The sequence below is a fragment of the Streptomyces sp. NPDC097107 genome, from assembly GCF_044762405.1.
Classification (GTDB): Bacteria; Actinomycetota; Actinomycetes; order Streptomycetales; family Streptomycetaceae; genus Streptomyces; species Streptomyces thinghirensis.
Genome location: NZ_JBIWEF010000013.1, coordinates 29,082 through 45,611 on the forward strand (window position 1 = coordinate 29,082; position 16,530 = coordinate 45,611).

The window sequence follows — 16,530 nt, forward strand, 5'->3', positions numbered from 1 at the left end:
GGTGACCGCCGTCACTGACCAGGACCCCACCGAGCACACCGACCACACGACGGAGGAGGCAGGCCAGAAGGGCCAGGCGGACCGGACGGACCGGACGGGCAGGACGGACCGGACGGGCAGGACGGACCGGTCGGGCCGGACGGGCCCGACGGGCTCCGAGGGCGGCCGGGGCCCGGAGCGGGGAACCCGCAACGAAGAGAGCGAACGCGCCCGCGGCTCCCACGCGCGCGTGCGGGACGACGGGGCGTCCCGCCGTACGGATCGAGACCGGGACCGAGACCGGGGCCGAGACCGGGACCGGTACCGGGACCGGGACCGGGACCGCGGGGAGGAGCGCGCGGAGCGCACGGAAGCCGGCGAGCGTACGGAGGCTGCGGCCGACGGGCCGCCCGGATCCGGGGCCGGAGGCGGAAGCGGGGAGGAAGGCGTCTGGGGCGACGGGCTGATCGCGCGGCGGGTGGACGAGAACAGCGGGGCGGAGCAGTTCACCCTCATGCCGAGCAGGCCCGCCAGTTCCTCGGCCCTGATGCCGCTCGCGTACGACGGGCAGCTCAGGTCGCGGCTGGACGCGCTGCGCGAGCTGGTGGGGCTCTCCCGCACCCGGCTCGACAGCGGGACGCTGGCCGAGGCGGGCCGGGTCCTCGACGAGGCCGCCGCGCGGCGCAGGCTCTCCGGGCAGCACACCGTGGTGGCCATCGCGGGGGCGACCGGCAGCGGCAAGTCGCAGCTGTTCAACACGCTCGCCGGTGTCACGATCTCCGAGACGGGCGTCCGCCGGCCTACGACCGCGGCGCCCATCGCGTGCAGTTGGAGCGACGGCGCGGCCAGCCTCCTGGACCGGCTCGGCATCCCGGGGCGGCTGCGACGCCGCCCGCTCCAGCATCCGGACGCCGACTCGCCGCTGCGCGGGCTGGTCCTGATCGACCTGCCCGACCACGACTCGGCGGCCGTGCAGCACCGCGAGCAGGTGGACCGCATCCTGGCGCTCGTCGACGCCGTCGTCTGGGTCGTGGACCCGGAGAAGTACGCCGACGCCATGCTCCACGAGCGCTATCTGCGGCCGATGGCGGGCCACGCGGAGGTCACCCTCGTCGTCCTCAACCAGGTCGACCGGCTGCCCGGGGAGGCGGCCGAACAGGTCCTCGACGACCTGCGGCGGCTGCTCGACGAGGACGGCATCGCGCTGGGGGAGCACGGCGAACCCGGCGCCACCGTGCTCGCCCTGTCCGCCCTCACCGGGGACGGCGTCGGCGAACTGCGCGAAGTGCTCGGCCAGTTCGTCGCCGAGCGGCAGGCCCCGGCGCGCCGCATCGCGGCCGACGTGGACGCCGCCGCCTGGCGCCTGCGTCCCGTGTACGTCACCGGGCGGCGGACCGGGCTCAGCGAGGAGGCGCGAGAGGAGTTCGCGGACCGGCTCGCGGACGCGGTGGGCGCCACCGCGGCGGGCGAGGCGGCCGAACGCTCCTGGCTGCGCAACGCCAACCGCGCGTGCGGCACGCCCTGGCTGCGGCTGTGGCGCTGGTACCACGACCGGCGCGACCCCCCCACGGGACGGCTCTCGCTGCGCGCCCAGGCGGACGAGGAGGCCACGGCCCGTCAGCGCGTCGAGCAGGCGGTGCGTACGGTCTCGGAGTGGGCGTCGGCCGGGCTGCCGACGCCGTGGGCGCAGGCGGTGCGCGAGGCGGCCGTCCGCGGCGCCCAGGGGCTGCCCGAGGCCCTCGACGAGCTGGCGGTGCGCACGGGGCTGCCACCGGGGCGTCCGCCGCGGCCGGGCTGGTGGCCGGCGGCCGTGCTGGCCCAGGCGGCCATGACCCTGCTGCAGGTGGTGGGCGGCCTGTGGCTGCTGGGCCAGATCATCGGCTTCGTGCCGCCCAACCTGGGCGTGCCGGTGCTGCTGATGCTGGCCGGGATCATCGGCGGCCCCCTCATCGAGTGGAGCTGCCGCATCGCGGCCCGCGGACCGGCACGGCGCTACGGCCACGAGGCGGAACGCCTGTTGCGGGAGGCGGCCGCGGGGTGCGGCCGGGCGAGGGTGCTGGATCCGCTGGCGGCGGAGCTGCTGCGGTACCGGGAGGTCCGGGAGCAGTACGGGCGGGTCACGGGGGCGGGCACCGCGGCGAGGTAGGCGGGGTGGACGTGGCGGGGGCCGGGGAGTGACGGCTCCGGCTGTGGACGTCACTGCCGGTGCCGGTGCCGTTGCTGTTGCTGTCGCCGTTGCTGTCGCCGTTGCTGTCGCCGTTGCCGTACGGGCCCTCGCTCGCTGGGGTGACGGAGTTCTCCACAGGCGCCGGGGCGGTGCACAGCCCGCGGGGGGCCCGGCCCGGACGGAGGCAGTCTGGCCTCGCGGCGATCGCGACGGACGCGGTCGTCACGGCAGCGGCCGGCGTACGGGAACCCGACGCCGGCCGCGCCGGACACAGCCGTACGGGACGCGCCCGTACGGGAGGGAGGACTCGCGATGAACGAGACGATGATCTGCGCCGTGGGCAACGTGGCCACGCAGCCGGTGTTCCGGAACCTGGCGAACGGGCCGTCCGCGCGGTTCCGGCTGGCGGTCACCGCGCGCTACTGGGACCGCGAGAAGAGCGCGTGGACCGACGGCCACACCAACTTCTTCACGGTGTGGGCCAACCGCCAGCTCGCCGCCAACGCTTCGGCGTCCTTGGCGGTGGGCGAACCCGTCATCGTGCAGGGCCGGCTGAAGGTGCGCACGGACGTGCGCGAGGGGCAGAACTGGACCTCTGCGGACATCGACGCGGTGGCGATCGGTCACGACCTGGCGCGCGGCACGGCGGCGTTCCGTCGCACCGGGAGGGCGGAGACGGCGGCCTCCCCACCGCAGCCGGAGCCCAACTGGGAGACGCCGGCGGGGGAGTCGGACGACGCGGACGCCACCGGACAGCGGCCGGAGCCCGCCGGCGCGGTGGCCTGACGCCGACGGGCCCGCCGGAACTGACCGAAGTACGGCTTATCGGCGAGTGCGCCCCGCGCGACCCCGGGTGGATTTGTCGATAAGCCCTGCTCACCTGCCCTGCCGGCGATAACGATTCCGAGTCGGATCACCGCGTGGACGAACATCATCGGCAAGCAGGGTGTGTCAGGTACTTAGGATGCCGAACGAGCCCTGTGGGGCTGGTGATTCTGCTGGTAGGACCGTGCCCCCATGTCAACGGGTCCTGCTCGAAGGGGAGTTTGGTGTTTTCTTCGCTCACCGCGCTGTCTCTGCCCGGCCGGGGTGCGGCGCGCCGCGCCACCGCGGCACTGTTGTCCGCGCTCGCCGTCGCGGGCGTGGTGACCGGTGCCGGACCGGCGACCGCCGCCCAGGACGCGGCGGGGCAGGGGCAGGGCGGGGCGACGGCCACCATAGGCGGCCTCAAGGCGCACGGCACCGCGGTCATCCACGGCGAGGGCGGCGACCAGGAGGTGCCGGCCGGCCTGTTCGAGATGTCCGTCGAGGGCGGCGGCATGCTGCAGACGTACTGCGTCGACATCCAGAACCCGACGCAGAAGGACGCCAAGTACCACGAGACCCCGTGGAGCGGCACGTCACTGGGCACCAACAAGGACGCCGGCCGCATCCGCTGGATCCTGCGGAACTCCTACCCCCAGGTCAACGACCTCGCCGCGCTCGCGAAGAAGGCGGGCGTCCGCGGTGGGCTCACCGAGCAGGACGCGGCGGCCGGCACGCAGGTCGCCATCTGGCGCTACTCGGACGACACCGACGTCGACGCCGTCGACCCGCAGGCCGAGCGGCTCGCCGACTACCTGGAGAAGAACGCCCGCGATCTCGCGGAGCCCGCGGCGTCGCTCACCCTGGACCCGCCCGCGGTGTCGGGCCGCCCCGGTGAGCGGATCGGTCCGGTCACGGTGCGCACCAACGCCGGCGGGGCGACGGTGACGCCTCCGGTGGACGCCACCGCGGGCGGGGTGCGGATCGTCGACAAGAAGGGCGAGCCGGTCACCTCCGTCACCGACGGCACCCAGATCTTCTTCGACGTGCCCGAGGACGCGGCCGCGGGCACCGCCGAGCTGGCGGTCCAGGCCTCGACCACCGTGCCGGTCGGTCGCGCCTTCGCCTCCGAGAGCCGCAGCCAGACCCAGATCCTGGCCGGCTCCAGCGAGTCCACGGTCGCGGCGACGGCCACCGCCACCTGGGCCGGCCAGGGCGCGATACCCGCCCTGTCCGCGACGAAGAACTGCGCCGATGGTGCCCTGGACGTCACCGCGCTCAACAAGGGCGACGAACCCTTCACGTTCGAACTCCTGGACACCGAGTACACCGTCGCGCCCGGCGAGACCCGCACGCTGACGGTCCCGCTGCCGGAGGACCGCGTCTACGACTTCACCGTTCGCGGCCCGGCCGGTTTCGAGCAGCGCTTCACGGGCGTACTCGACTGCCGCACCCGAAGCGCCGCACTGGCCGACACCACCCGCCCCCTCGGCGAACCGGCCCCCACCAAGGTCGTCACCCCCTCCCCGAACCCCAACCTCGCCGACACCGGCAGCTCCGGAGTGACGCCCCTGATCGGCGGCGCGGCCATCGGCCTGGTCGTGATCGGCGGCGCGGTCCTGCTGTTCCTCCGCCGAAGGAACGAACGGTGACCACCCGCCCCCGCCCCTCGACCCCGGGATCGAGTCGGGCCGGCAACGGGTCCTCCTGATCGGGGGCGTGGAGGTCTCGCAAAACCCCAGGTCAAAGGGGTCGGGCGGAACGCGTTTCCTCACAGGGGTGGCGGTGCGGCAAGATGGGGTGTATCTGCCCACTGCCTGATCAAGCTGCCGGACGGTTTCTCTTGGCTGAGTACATTTACACCATGCGCAAGGCGCGCAAGGCGCACGGCGACAAGGTGATCCTCGATGACGTCACCCTGAGTTTCCTGCCCGGCGCGAAGATCGGTGTGGTCGGACCGAACGGCGCCGGTAAGTCGACCGTTCTGAAGATCATGGCGGGGCTGGAGCAGCCGTCGAACGGCGACGCGTTCCTGTCGCCGGGCTACACGGTCGGCATCCTGCTCCAGGAGCCCCCGCTGAACGAGGACAAGACCGTCCTGGAGAACGTCCAGGAGGGTGTCGCCGAGGTCAAGGGCAAGCTCGACCGGTTCAACGAGATCGCCGAGCAGATGGCGACCGACTACTCGGACGCCCTGCTGGAGGAGATGGGCAAGCTCCAGGAGGAGCTGGACCACGCCAACGCCTGGGATCTGGACGCCCAGCTGGAGCAGGCCATGGACGCGCTGGGCTGCCCGCCCGGTGACTGGCCCGTCGTGAACCTCTCCGGTGGTGAGAAGCGGCGTGTGGCGCTGTGCAAGCTGCTGCTGGAGGCGCCCGACCTGCTGCTGCTCGACGAGCCGACGAACCACCTCGACGCCGAGTCCGTCAACTGGCTGGAGCAGCACCTCGCCAAGTACGAGGGCACCGTCGTGGCCGTGACCCACGACCGGTACTTCCTGGACAACGTCGCCGGCTGGATCTGCGAGGTCGACCGCGGCCGGCTGCACGGCTACGAGGGCAACTACTCCAAGTACCTGGAGACCAAGCAGACCCGCCTCAAGGTCGAGGGCCAGAAGGACGTCAAGCGCGCCAAGCGGCTCAAGGACGAGCTGGAGTGGGTGCGGTCCAACGCCAAGGGGCGGCAGGCCAAGTCCAAGGCGCGTCTCGCTCGGTACGAGGAGATGGCGGCCGAGGCCGACAAGATGCGGAAGCTGGACTTCGAGGAGATCCAGATCCCGCCGGGCCCGCGCCTGGGCAACGTCGTCGTCGAGGTCAGCAACCTCACCAAGGGCTTCGGGGACAAGGTCCTCATCGACGACCTGAGCTTCACGCTGCCGCGCAACGGCATCGTCGGTGTCATCGGCCCCAACGGCGCCGGCAAGACCACCCTCTTCAAGATGATCCAGGGCTTCGAGGAGCCGGACTCCGGGAGCATCAAGGTCGGCGACACGGTCAAGATCTCCTACGTCGACCAGAGCCGCGAGAACATCGACCCGAAGAAGACGCTCTGGGCGGTCGTCTCCGACGAGATGGACTACATCAACGTCGGCCAGGTCGAGATGCCCTCGCGGGCGTACGTCTCCGCCTTCGGGTTCAAGGGACCGGACCAGCAGAAGCCGGCCGGCGTGCTCTCCGGCGGTGAGCGCAACCGGCTCAACCTCGCGCTCACCCTCAAGCAGGGCGGCAACCTGCTCCTCCTCGACGAGCCGACCAACGACCTCGACGTCGAGACCCTCGGCAGCCTCGAGAACGCCTTGCTGGAGTTCCCCGGGTGCGCCGTGGTCGTCTCCCACGACCGGTGGTTCCTCGACCGCGTCGCCACCCACATCCTCGCCTACGAGGGTGACTCCAAGTGGTTCTGGTTCGAGGGCAACTTCGACTCGTACGAGAAGAACAAGGTCGAGCGGCTCGGCGCCGACGCCGCGCGTCCGCACCGCGCCACCTACAAGAAGCTGACCCGGGGCTGATCTTGCGGCACATCTACCGCTGCCCACTGCGCTGGGCGGACATGGACGCGTACGGCCACGTCAACAACGTGGTCTTCCTCCGCTACCTGGAGGAGGCCCGTATCGACTTCCTGTTCCGCCCGGACAAGGACTTCAAGCAGGGGTCGGTGGTGGCACGCCATGAGATCGACTACAAGCGGCAGCTCGTCCACCGGCACCACCCGGTCGACATCGAGCTGTGGGTCACGGAGATAAGGGCCGCCTCCTTCACGCTCACCTACGAGGTCAAGGACGGCGACCAGGTCTACGTCCGCGCCTCGACGGTGATCGTGCCGTTCGACTTCGAGACGCAGAGGCCGCGCCGGATCACCGCGGAGGAACGGGAGTTCCTACGCGAGTACACGGACGACAAGGAGGAGGCCGTCGCCGCATGACGGCCCTTCACCTGGCCGACGAGGGGGAGGCCGCGGATCTCGCCGCCTTCCTCTCCCGCCTGCTCCATTACGACCGTTCGGCGGCGGTGCGCCTCCAGGCGTCCGGCACCGCCCTCGCCGTCTTCGGCCGGCCACCCTCCTTCGAGGTGCTGGCCGTGCGCGCGGCGCGGCTCGCCAAGCCGTACGAGAACGGGCTCGACGCCACGCTGGACGTGACCGTGTCCGCCGGTGAGCTGCTGGAGACGGTGGACGAGGCGGCGGCCACCGCCGGTGTGCCGGGGGCGGTGACCGGGCCCCCGTGGGCCGGCGTGCTGCCCCCGCGCGGCGGCTGGCGGCCCGAGCCGGGGCTGCCCGCCCCGGACGCCCTGCGCGCGCTGGTCGCCGCCGCGGTGGCGGAGTTCCGCTCCCGCACGGGGGAGCTGACGCCCGAGGGCCGTACGCGGGCCGAGCTGGACCGGGTCGGGCGGGAGATATGGTCCCGGACGGTCGGGGACACCGGGCTGCCGGTGCGGGCCGTGCACGCGGCCCAGTCACTGGGGTTCCTGCGGCCCCCGGGGGCGTCCGGTGAGGAAGCGCCGCAGCTGTTCTCCTCGGGCGCGTGGCTGCGGCTGCGCACGCCCTTCGGATCGGTCGTCCTGCGCCGGGCCGGGACCGGGGCGCTGGGCATCAGCGTGCGCTGACCCCGGCGCCGTTCGCACCAGGGTGAACCGGACCTGACTTGACCGGACCGGGGCGCCGGACGACCGGATTCCGACGCCACGTCACGGGGGTCAGTCAGCAGTGTTGATCATTGAGGCCGCCGCGTACGTCAGGTACTTCCACAGCGTCCGGTCGTGCTCCTCGGAGAGCCCCAGCTCGTCGACGGCGACCCGCATGTGCTTCAGCCAGGCGTCGTGCGCGGCCCGGTCGACGGCGAAGGGGGCGTGGCGCATCCGCAGCCGCGGATGGCCGCGGTTGTCGCTGTACGTCGTCGGGCCGCCCCAGTACTGCATGAGGAAGAGCGCGAAACGCTCCTCGGCCGGGCCCAGGTCCTCCTCCGGGTACATCGGCCGCAGGATCGGGTCCTCGGCGACCCCCTGGTAGAAACGGTGGACGAGCCGACGGAAGGTCTCCTCCCCGCCGACCTGCTCGTAGAAGGTCTGCTCCTGAAGCGTGTCGCGCCGAATCTCATTCACGTCGTCCATGGTCTCAGACGCGGGGACATAGGACTCGAGGCCTAGGACCCCCGTACTGTGGAGGCATGGGCGGGCACCGGGATCTGGACGGCCTCGCCGCCTCCGCGCGGGCGGAGCTGGTGCGGGAGATCGAGCTGAGCGGCGCCTGGGCGGCCGAGCCGGTGTGGCGGGAGGCCTTCGCGACCGTTCCCCGCCACCTCTTCGTGCCCTACTACTACGTCGGCGTCCGGGGCGGCTACGAACGCCGGTGGGGCGACCACCCCGACCGGCACGCCCGCGAGCGCTGGGTGCACGGCGCCTACGCCGACACCCCGCTGGCCACCCGCCTGCGCGACGGCGAACTGCTCTCCTCCAGCAGCCAGCCGTCGCTGATGGCGATGATGCTGGCGGAGCTGGGCGTGAGAGACGGCGACCGGGTCCTGGAGATCGGCGCCGGCACCGGTTACAACGCCGCCCTGCTCGCCCACCGGCTCGGCGACGACGACCTGGTCACCACCGTCGATCTGGACACCGACATCACCGAGTCGGCCCGCCGGCACCTGGCCGCCGCCGGGTACCACCCGGCCGTCGTCACCGGCGACGGCGCCCGCGGGGTGCCCGAACGCGCCCCCTACGACCGGATCCTCGCCACCTGCGCGCTGCCCTCGATCCCGCGCGCCTGGCTCGCCCAGTGCCGCCCCGGCGGCCGGATCCTGACCCCGCTCGCCACCGGCCTGGTCCTCCTCACGGTCCGCGACGCCGGGCACGCCGAGGGCCGCTTCCTGCACACGCCCGCGTATTTCGTGCCGCTGCGCGGCGCGGACCGGTCGGAGCCTCAGACGCCGGGCCTCGGCGGGGTGCCGCGCCGGGCCCGGGAGGACGACCTGTTCCGCTTCCTGCTGGCGCTCGGCCGGGGCAGCCTCGACCCGCAGGAGGCGTACGCCCTGTGGGACCGCGAGGACGCGCCGCAGCGCGAGAGCTACGGGATCACCGTCAGCGGCGAACGGGCCTGGGCCTGGCTGGACGACCCGGAGGGCCCGTACGCCTGGCCCTTCACCTGACGGGCACGGCGGGGCCCTGTCCCCGTCAGCCCCGGCGGATCGTGATCGTCGTCCAGGCGCCGACGTGCACCCGGTCGCCGTCCTGGAGCGGCACCGGCACGAAGGGCTGGATCGGCTCGTCGCCGCCGTTGACCGTCGTGCCGTTCGTCGAGTTCTGGTCGACGACCGCCCAGCTGCCGTCCGGCTGCTGCACCAGCACCGCGTGCTGGTGCGAGACACCGGGGTCCTCCGGGGGCACCGCCAGGTCGATGTCCGGGGTGTCACCGGTGGAGTGCCGGCGGCGGCCGATCGTGAACTGGTTGCCGGTGAGCGTGCGCTGCTGCTCGGGCGAGTACGCGGGCAGGTTCAGCCCCGCGGCCTCGGGGCCGGAACGCTGCATCATCGCCATGAAATAGTCACGGTCCGGCCCGATGGTCGCCGTCCAGGTCGTCGGCCGCTGGGGCTGTTGCGGCTGCTGGGGCTGCTGGGGCTGCTGGGGCTGCTGGGGGAATCCGTAGCCGCCGCCCGGCGGGGGCGGCGGGGCCTGGGTGGCGCCGGGCGGCGGATAGCCGTAGCCGTTGCCCTGGGCCGGGCTCGGGCCTCCCGGCCCGCCTGGTCCGCCCTGTCCGGTGGACGACGGCGGGGAGAGTACCCAGTCGTCGTCACCGCCGCCGAAGGACGGGCCGCCCTGCTGCGGGCGGTTGGTCTCCTGCGGGAAGGCGGGCGGGGCCGGCGGACCGGACTGCTGGTAGGCCTGTGGGGCGCCCCCCGGCCCACCGGGGCCGGGCGGCGGCGGAACCGTCCGCGACGGGTCGGCACCGAAACCGGGCGGGGGCGGCGGACCGCCGGGACCGCCGGGACGGTGCGGGCCGCCGGGGCCGTCGGGGCCGCCGGGACGGTGCGGGCCGCCGGGGCCTTGCGGGCCACCAGGGCCTTGCGGGCCACCAGGACCGCCGGGGCCACCAGGACCACCGGGGCCGCCGGGGTTGAAGGGGTTGAAGGGATCGGAGGGCCCATTCGGGCCGCCCGGGCCACCGGGACCACCGCCCGGGCCACCGGGACCACCACCCGGGCCGCCGGGGCCACCACCCGGGCCGCCCGGGCCGCCGGGAGCACCACCCGGGCCGCCCGGCCCCGACGGGTCGCCGCCGAAGGGCGGCCCCGGCGGGATCGGCTCGGCGGGGCGGTTCATCTGGGACGGGCGGGAGCCCTGGTAGTCGTACGAGTCACCGCCGCCGTACGACGGCCCCGCCGGCGGCTGCTGGAAGTGCGGCGCCGGACCACCGGGCGCCGGCGGGCGCGGCGCGGCCGGCGTGTACGAGGTGGCGGTGTTGGTGAGGAAGTTCCACCGGCACTCCTCGCAGAACGGCGCCGCGCCCTCACGCGGCGTGCGGCACTGCGGGCACAGCTGCGGCTCGGCACCGGGGCCACCGGGACCGCCGGGCGGCGGGAAGCCGTAACCGCCGCCCGGGGGCGGAGGCGGGGGAGGGGGCGGCACGGCACCGGCCATGCGGTGACCGCAGACCTCGCACCAGTCGTCGGAACCCGACTGGTGTCCGTTCGGGCAGGTCGGCATGTCGGAGCTTCCCCCTCTTGCGGGCTTGTGGAGTGTGTTGTCCTGCGTCACTTCTTTACACGAACAGTCTTTGTCGACCGAGTCTCGAGAGTCATCTCGTCGGCCTCCATGACCTTCGCTTTCAGTCGCACAGTACCTTCCGCCGCGTCGACGACGTCCACCACCTTCGCGAGCAGTTTCGCGGTATCCGCGTTTCCGGAGGCTCCGGCGAGCTGAACCGCACGGCCCAGTTTGGCCGTTGCTCCGTCGAAGTCCCCCGCTTTGCGCAGATCGAGCCCTTGTTGGATGACCTGTGCCAGTTCGGCCTGCCCGGTGTAGTGGGCCACTTGCGGGTTGATCGACGTGGAGGCGGCCACGTCGTCCGTCCACACGGCCCGTACGAGACCCTGCGCGCCGAGGTGTCGGACACCGCCTCCCCCACTCCCGGCTTCGCGCGGGCGGGAGGTGTCCCCGGGCTCCGGGATGACCAGGGAGACGCGGGCTGCCAGCATCTCCTGACCGAGGTTCGCGGCCGGTACCTCCACGCAGACGTGGTAGTCACGGGACTCGTCGCCCCAGGATCCGGTGGGGTAGTCCCCGGCACGCGGGCCCGCCTCGGTGCGGCGGCCGGTCAGCTCCTCGACCGTGGGGGCGACCTGCTTGACGAACTTCACCGTGGTGCCGACCGGGGTCCACAGGCGCAGGGTGACGTCCGCGACCTCCTTGCCCATGGCCGTCTCCATCATCCGCGTGAAGTCGGCGGCGAGGCCGGCCGGGTCGGCGACGATGTCGGCGGTGCCGAGCATGGCGGAGGCGATGCCTGTGACTTCTTTCACTTCCCAGTCGGTGCCCACCCCGCGGGCGTCACAGGTGAACCGCCCGGCGCAGGCGTCGAGCGCAGCCTTGAGGTCTTCCGGCGACTCGTGCTCGTTGCGGCCGTCGGTGAGCAGGATGCCGTGCCGGATGGCGACGTCCGCGGTGGACAGCAGCCGGTCGGCCAGCCCGAGCCAGGTGCCGATGGCGGTGCCGCCGCCCGCGCTCAGCTTGCGCAGTGCCTGCTTGGCCTGCTCCCGGGTGGTGGCGTCGGCGACCGCGAGCCGGCCGCCGCCCGGATAGACCTCCTCGGCGACGTGCGTGCCGCCGACCACCGCGAAGTGCACGCCGTCGCGCAGGGTGCCGATCGCGGCGGACGTCGCGTCGCGGGCGTTGCGCATCTTGGTCGGCGGGTAGTCCATCGAGCCCGAGCAGTCGACCATCACCGCCACGGCCGCGGACGGACCCTGGCCCGGTGAGTACAAGTGGGGCGCGGCGACCGCGCTCCCGATCGTGCCGCCGCCGGTCGCGGTGACCGTCACGATGGCGTTGACCTCACGGCCGCCCTCGGGCAGGTACTCGTTCTGGTAGACGTCCACCGAGAACTGCGGCACGTTCGACTTCGAGAAATTGGCCATGCCGGATCGCATCCCCCTCTACGTCCCCACGGTGGTGGGGTGTCTGGCTGCCGGCGCGGGCCGCCCCCTGCGACCCGCGAGACCACCCCGCGCCCGTACCCGTACCTGTACGCGCGCGGTGGCTCTCAGGCCGATCCTGCCCCCTGCGGCGGGGCCGGGAACGGCAGGAGGGCCACTGTTACGTTGTCGTGGCCCCCGCCGTCCAGGGCGTGACCGACCAGGACGCGGGCGCTGTGCAGCGGGCGCACGGCGGCGTCGAGGGGCATGGCCTCGGCCATCTCCTCCGCCGACTCGGCGTAGTTCCACAGGCCGTCCGTGCAGACCACGACCACGCCCGGGCGGTCCGGCTTGAAGGACGCGGTGTGCGGCTCCAGTTCGTAGGCGTCGGCGCCGAGCCAGCCGGTGATCGCGTGGGCGCGCTCGTCGGCGTACGCCTCGGCCTCGCTCATCAGGCCGGCCGCGACCATCTGCGCGGCCCACGAGTCGTCCTCGGTGAGCCGGACGGGCGGGGTGCTCCGGTCGACCGGCACCCAGTAGACGCGGCTGTCGCCGACCCAGCCGACGACCAGCAGCCCGGACGTCACCACGGCGCCGACCAGGGTGCAGGCGGGCGCGTTCTGGTGCGGGGCCTGCTCGCGGGCGGTGGCGGGTTCGTCCGCCAGCGCGTTGACGGCGTGCGAGGCGGCGAGGATGGCGTCGTGCATGGCCTGCTGCGGGTGCGTGCCCCGCGGCAGGGCGGTGAGCAGCGACTCGCCGGCCGCCCGGGACGCGGCGAGGGAGGCGTCGTCGGGGCGGGTCGCGGAGGACACGCCGTCGCAGACGATCGCCACGGTCGCGGGCGCGCCGTCGGGCAGCGCGGTGCAGCCGACGGAGAACGCGTCCTCGTTGCGGTGATGGCGCAGACCGCGGTCGCTGACCGCGGCGACGGGGCCTGACTCCTGTTCCATGTGGTCGCGTTCGCGGGGCTGGGCGTGCCCGCAGTTCTCGCAGTAGCCGTCGTCGTCGACCCGGCCCGCGCGGCAGGCCACGCACACCTTGGCGCCCGCGGCCGGTGCCGGTTCAGCCGGTCCCGCGGGGGCCTGCGGCTCGGCCGCCAGTCGCGGGTCGGGCGCCTGGAGCGGGTACTCCTCGGGCTCCCCCGGCCGGTCGGGACGGTCGAACCGCACGCCGGGCGCGGGTGACTCCGGCGGCGCCGCCGGCATCGGCGGTGCGGCCGGCGGGGTCGGCGGGGTAGGCGGTGGGGTCGGCGGGGTAGGCGGTGGGGTCGGCGGCAGCGGGGCGCCGCCCGAGTCGGTGCCCGGCACCTCGGCCGCCGCGTGCACCGGGGCGGGCCGGCCGGAGCCGTCCGAGTCCCGGGCCACGGGCCAGTCCACGCCGTCCGGCGGCGGGTACGGCGCGGGCACCGAGCCGTTCATGGCGATCGTCGGGCTGTCGTCGGGCCGCGCGGGCACCGCGGACAGGTCATATCCGCACGCACCGCAGAAGCGATCGCCCGACTCGAGGGGTTCCTCGCAGCTCGGGCACTTCGACACAGCGGCCTGCTGGGGCATCTGCGACATCAACTACACCCACGTCCGGGGGCGGTAACGATTGGCACGTTCCACCAGGTCGATCCTCTCCTCGCCGCCCCGCGCCAGCCGAGCCAGCGTGCGGTACGAACGCTCCAGGCCGAAGCGCAGGCCGCGTTCGTCCAGGCCGCTGCCGAGCAGCGTCCGTCCCCCGGCGGCGGGCGGGACGGAACCCTGACCTCCGGAGAGTACCCAGTCCAGCGCGCAGCCGAGGACCTCGGTCGACAGCTGCTCGCGCCGCGCCGGATCCAGACCGTACACGTCCAGCGCCTCGACCTGCCGCGCGGCGGCGACCAGATCGTCCAGGAAGGCCGTGTCACCCGCGCCCGCGGTGCGCTGCCGCAGCCGTGCCCGTACGGCCGCGACGCGCGCGGCCGTGCAGTGTATGGACGACTCCGGCACCGACTCCAGCGTCCGTACGGCACCGGCCCGGTCACCGCCGGCGAGCTGCACGCGGGCCAGCCCGAACGCCGCGCTCACATGGCTCGGGTCGGACGACCACACCAGGCGGTAGTACTCGGCGGCGTTGTCGAGCTGCCCCAGCACCTCCGCGCACAGGCCGAGCGCGAGCTTGGGCGCGATCTCGCCCGGGAAGGCGTCGTAGACGGCGTCGAAGGCCAGCGCGGCGACCTCGTGATCCCCGGTCACCAGTGCGGCCAGTCCCCGGTACCAGACCACCCGCCAGTCGTCGGGCCGCTCGCCCTCCAGGGTCTCCAGGGCCGTCAGTGCGCCGGGCGCGTCGCCGGTCTCCAGCCGCGCCCGGATCTGCCGCAGCCGGGTCTCGGCCGACGGCGCCGGCGCGGCGGCCAGCGCGGTCAGCAGCTCAGCCGGCGCGGACGCCATGAGGCCCGCCAGGAAGCCCGCGTTGGGGTCGCCCGCGTCGACCCGGGGCACCGGCAGGGCGAGGGCGGCGGTGGGCGCGTCGGCCGACTTGACCAGGCCGGAGGCACCGGTGTCGAGCCCGCCGGGTCCGCCGGGTCCGCCGCTGCCACCGACACCGCCGGGTCCGCCGCTGCCACCGATGCCGCCGGGTCCGCCGCTGCCACCGATGCCGCCGATGCCGCCGGGTCCGCCGACCTCGCCGACCGAACTCACCGCACCCGGCAGCGCGGCGCTCGCGCCCGCTCCGCCGGCCGGTCCGGTACTCGTGCCCGTCCCACCGGGTGCGCCGAAACCCGTGCCGGTCGCGCCGGGTGCGCCGACCCCCGTGGCCGCCCCGCCCGGTGCACCGACCCCCGTGCCCGTCCCGCCCGGCGCCCCGACCGCCGCGCTCGTCCCGCCCGGCAGCGCCGGGCCGTTGCCCGTGCTGCCCGGCCGCAGCGCCGGAGCCGAGGCGGAGCCGCGCCTCCTCGTACCCGGCACCCGGGCGCCCAGCCGCGACACGTCGCCGTCCAGCCGCAGGAACAACTCGGTGTCCGTCACCCTGACCTCCGGCCCGAACAGCGTGGACACGGCGGGCCGGGCGCGGCCCGTCTGGAGCGAGACCACCTCGCGCAGCACACCCGTCAGCTGCTCGGCCATCTCCTGCGCGGAGGCGAACCGGCGGGCCGGATCGGGGTCGGTGGCGCGCACCAGCAGCCGGTAGAACGACTCGTACCGCCTGAAGACGTCGATGGTGTCCGGGTCCGGCAGGGAGTCGGCGTAGACGTTGGTGTAGCCCTGGAAGTCGAACGTCAGCACGGCGAGGGTACGGCCGACGGTGTACAGGTCGGACGCCACCGACGGGCCGACGTCGGCGACCTCCGGCGCCTGGTAGCCCACCGTGCCGTAGATGGCCGACTCCTCGTCGTCCGTCCGGCGCACCGCGCCCATGTCGATCAGCTTGAGCTGGTCCTCGGTCTGGATGGCGTTGTCGGCCTTGAAGTCGCAGTAGAGGAGGTTGCGGCTGTGCAGGTGGCCCAGCGCCTCCAGCGCCTCGATGCCGTACGCGCAGGCCTGCTCGACCGGCAGCGGGTCGCGTCTGCCCTCGGGGGAGCGCCGCGCGTTGGCGATCTCCTTCAGCGACTTGCCGCCGACGTACTCCATGACGATGTAGCCGTCCAGCGAACCCGTCCGCTGGTCGAGGTGTTCCACGAAGTTGTAGATCCGCACGATGTTGGCGTGCTCGATCTCCGCGAGGAACCGGCGCTCGGAGATGGCCGCCGCCATCGCGTCCTGGTCGCCGGTGTCCAGCAGGCCCTTGAGGACCACCCAGCGGTCGGAGACCGCCTTGTCCACGGCGAGGTAGATCCAGCCGAGCCCGCCGTGCGCGAGGCAGCCCACCACCTCGTACTGGCCGTGCACGACGTCCCCGGCCTTCAGCTTGGGCACGAACGAGTACGGGTGGCCGCACTTGGTGCAGAAGCCCTCCGTGCGCCCGGGCCGCTCCCCGCGCGCCCGCCCGACCGGCGCCCCGCAGTCCGAGCGCGAGCAGAACCGCTTCCGCTCGGGCACCTCCGGGTTGTCCAGGACCATCGCGCGCGGGTCGGGCCGCGGGATCGCCGGGACCTCGACCAGGCCGGCGCCGAGGCGCCCGCGCGCGGAGGAACCGGCGGGGGAACCCGAGCTGCGCACCGACACCGACCGGCCCGTCGAGCGTCCCGACACCGACCGCGACAGCCGTCCCGACACCGAACGCCGGGACTTCGACGACTGCGACGACGTACGCGCACTACGGCTGCTCGACCGCGAACTGCCGCTGCCCGCCGAGCCGCGCGATCCGCGTGAGCCCCGGCCACCGCCACCGGTGACCCCGGTCGGCGTCGAGCCCACCATGCCGTTGGAGGCGACGACCGGTGCGAGACCGCACGTGTCGCAGTACAGCTCGCCACCGCCCACGTCCTCGTAGGTCCCGCCGCAGCCGGGACGCTGACACGTCCGCTGTGCCTCACTCATGACGCTGCCTCCCCCCT

12 protein-coding genes are annotated in these 16,530 nt (G+C 73.7%); 7 read left to right on the top strand and 5 right to left on the bottom strand.

The window, feature by feature from the left end; all coding sequences use genetic code 11:
* Position 1: 1 nt before the first annotated feature.
* From ACIQ1J_RS28045 to ACIQ1J_RS28070, 6 genes are all read left to right on the top strand, one after another.
* A complete protein-coding gene (locus tag ACIQ1J_RS28045) occupies positions 2–2,125 on the top strand; it encodes a GTPase (RefSeq protein ID WP_403561098.1) in 2,124 nt (707 codons plus the stop codon).
* A gap of 333 nt (positions 2,126–2,458) precedes the next feature.
* Positions 2,459–2,932: a single-stranded DNA-binding protein gene (locus ACIQ1J_RS28050; RefSeq protein WP_403561100.1), complete on the top strand. Its 474-nt coding sequence runs from the start codon at positions 2,459–2,461 to the stop codon at positions 2,930–2,932.
* Between the two features lie 263 nt (positions 2,933–3,195).
* A complete protein-coding gene (locus tag ACIQ1J_RS28055) occupies positions 3,196–4,602 on the top strand; it encodes a Cys-Gln thioester bond-forming surface protein (protein ID WP_403561102.1) in 1,407 nt (468 codons plus the stop codon).
* Between the two features lie 191 nt (positions 4,603–4,793).
* Positions 4,794–6,458 carry an energy-dependent translational throttle protein EttA gene (gene ettA, locus ACIQ1J_RS28060; RefSeq protein ID WP_403561104.1) on the top strand — a complete coding sequence of 555 codons (1,665 nt, stop codon included), beginning with the start codon at positions 4,794–4,796 and terminating at the stop codon, positions 6,456–6,458.
* Positions 6,459–6,460: 2 nt separating this feature from the next.
* Positions 6,461–6,871, top strand: a complete 411-nt coding sequence (locus ACIQ1J_RS28065) for a thioesterase family protein (RefSeq protein WP_210962040.1) — start codon at positions 6,461–6,463, stop codon at positions 6,869–6,871.
* On the top strand, positions 6,868–7,551 hold the full coding sequence (locus tag ACIQ1J_RS28070; RefSeq protein ID WP_403561107.1) for a hypothetical protein: 684 nt from the start codon (positions 6,868–6,870) through the stop codon (positions 7,549–7,551). The genes ACIQ1J_RS28065 and ACIQ1J_RS28070 overlap by 4 nt, the downstream gene beginning before the upstream one ends.
* Positions 7,552–7,641: 90 nt before the next feature.
* On the opposite strand, the gene ACIQ1J_RS28075 is transcribed toward ACIQ1J_RS28070, so the two are convergent.
* A complete protein-coding gene (locus tag ACIQ1J_RS28075) occupies positions 7,642–8,055 on the bottom strand; it encodes a globin (protein ID WP_403561109.1) in 414 nt (137 codons plus the stop codon).
* A 56-nt stretch (positions 8,056–8,111) separates the two neighbouring features.
* Here ACIQ1J_RS28075 and ACIQ1J_RS28080 point away from each other — a divergent pair, with 56 nt between their 5' ends.
* Complete coding sequence (locus ACIQ1J_RS28080) at positions 8,112–9,086, top strand: methyltransferase domain-containing protein (RefSeq protein ID WP_403561111.1); 975 nt, start codon at positions 8,112–8,114, stop codon at positions 9,084–9,086.
* Positions 9,087–9,111: 25 nt separating this feature from the next.
* On the opposite strand, the gene ACIQ1J_RS28085 is transcribed toward ACIQ1J_RS28080, so the two are convergent.
* The 4 genes from ACIQ1J_RS28085 to ACIQ1J_RS28100 form a co-directional block, all read right to left on the bottom strand.
* A complete protein-coding gene (locus tag ACIQ1J_RS28085; RefSeq protein WP_403561113.1) occupies positions 9,112–10,641 on the bottom strand; it encodes an FHA domain-containing protein in 1,530 nt (509 codons plus the stop codon).
* Between the two features lie 47 nt (positions 10,642–10,688).
* The gene (locus ACIQ1J_RS28090) at positions 10,689–12,071 is read right to left on the bottom strand and encodes a VWA domain-containing protein (protein WP_403561115.1); all 1,383 of its coding nucleotides are present in this window, start codon (positions 12,069–12,071) and stop codon (positions 10,689–10,691) included.
* A 125-nt stretch (positions 12,072–12,196) separates the two neighbouring features.
* A complete protein-coding gene (locus ACIQ1J_RS28095) occupies positions 12,197–13,630 on the bottom strand; it encodes a PP2C family serine/threonine-protein phosphatase (protein WP_403561117.1) in 1,434 nt (477 codons plus the stop codon).
* 3 nt (positions 13,631–13,633) lie between these two features.
* On the bottom strand, positions 13,634–16,513 hold the full coding sequence (locus ACIQ1J_RS28100) for a tetratricopeptide repeat protein (RefSeq protein ID WP_403561119.1): 2,880 nt from the start codon (positions 16,511–16,513) through the stop codon (positions 13,634–13,636).
* Positions 16,514–16,530: the final 17 nt, after the last annotated feature.

Coding starts and splice junctions, on each gene's coding strand:
- ACIQ1J_RS28050 (WP_403561100.1), top strand. CDS start 2,459: ATGAACGAGACGATGATCTGCGCCGTGGGCAACGTGGCCACGCAGCCG.
- ACIQ1J_RS28070 (WP_403561107.1), top strand. CDS start 6,868: ATGACGGCCCTTCACCTGGCCGACGAGGGGGAGGCCGCGGATCTCGCC.
- ACIQ1J_RS28075 (WP_403561109.1), bottom strand. CDS start 8,055: ATGGACGACGTGAATGAGATTCGGCGCGACACGCTTCAGGAGCAGACC.
- ACIQ1J_RS28080 (WP_403561111.1), top strand. CDS start 8,112: ATGGGCGGGCACCGGGATCTGGACGGCCTCGCCGCCTCCGCGCGGGCG.
- ACIQ1J_RS28085 (WP_403561113.1), bottom strand. CDS start 10,641: ATGCCGACCTGCCCGAACGGACACCAGTCGGGTTCCGACGACTGGTGC.
- ACIQ1J_RS28090 (WP_403561115.1), bottom strand. CDS start 12,071: ATGGCCAATTTCTCGAAGTCGAACGTGCCGCAGTTCTCGGTGGACGTC.
- ACIQ1J_RS28095 (WP_403561117.1), bottom strand. CDS start 13,630: ATGTCGCAGATGCCCCAGCAGGCCGCTGTGTCGAAGTGCCCGAGCTGC.
- ACIQ1J_RS28100 (WP_403561119.1), bottom strand. CDS start 16,513: ATGAGTGAGGCACAGCGGACGTGTCAGCGTCCCGGCTGCGGCGGGACC.